Source organism: Tepidiphilus sp. HLB4 (genome assembly GCF_054823945.1).
The window spans coordinates 1-648 of record NZ_JSYB01000076.1 but is presented as its reverse complement, the minus strand read 5'-3'; the positions used below and the strand labels follow the sequence as shown (position 1 = coordinate 648).

The window sequence follows — 648 nt, the reverse complement described above, 5'->3', positions numbered from 1 at the left end:
TAGTGAGCGACGGCGTGACTACGCCAACGGTGTCAACACCGATTGAAAACTGACACAGTTTTGCCTTGATCAACGAAGTAAAACTGATACACCCCCTTTGACGCAAGCGATGCTATTCGGGCATCCCTGCGGCATTTCTAGCGGCAAGCATGACGGCTTGTCGTTGATGCCTGAGGCGGTAACTCTCCCCGGCGATGGGCACGATGTGGGCATGGTGCAGGAGCCGATCCAGCAAGGCCGCCGTCAGCGTGCTGTCCTGGGCGAAGGTTGCGTCCCACTGCCCGAAGGGCAGATTGCTCGTGACGATCACGCTGCCCTTCTCGTAGCGCTGGGCGATGACCTGGAAGAAGAGGTTGGCTTGTTCCCGATTCATGGGTAGGTAGCCGATCTCGTCGATGATGAGCAGGCGATAGGCCGCGACGCTACGGCGCATGAGCGTCTTGAGCCGATTCTGGGCATGCGCGGCACTGAGGGTGAGCAGCAACTTGGCTGCGCTCGTGAAACGCGTCTTGACGCCGACCTGGGCCGCCCGATAGCCCAAGGCGATGGCCAGATGCGTTTTGCCCACGCCCGAGGGCCCCAGGAGCACGACGTTCTCTCCCCGATCGAGAAAGCCCAGGGGTTGTGCAACCTTTTTTCTGTAAATTT

The 648-nt window shown here is 59.6% G+C and carries 1 protein-coding gene; it reads right to left on the bottom strand.

Going from position 1 to position 648, the window contains the following annotated elements:
• Nucleotides 1-112: 112 nt before the first annotated feature.
• Nucleotides 113-648: IS21-like element helper ATPase IstB (istB, locus tag OA56_RS09595; RefSeq protein WP_461584961.1), on the bottom strand; the 536-nt coding region annotated here is incomplete at its 5' end.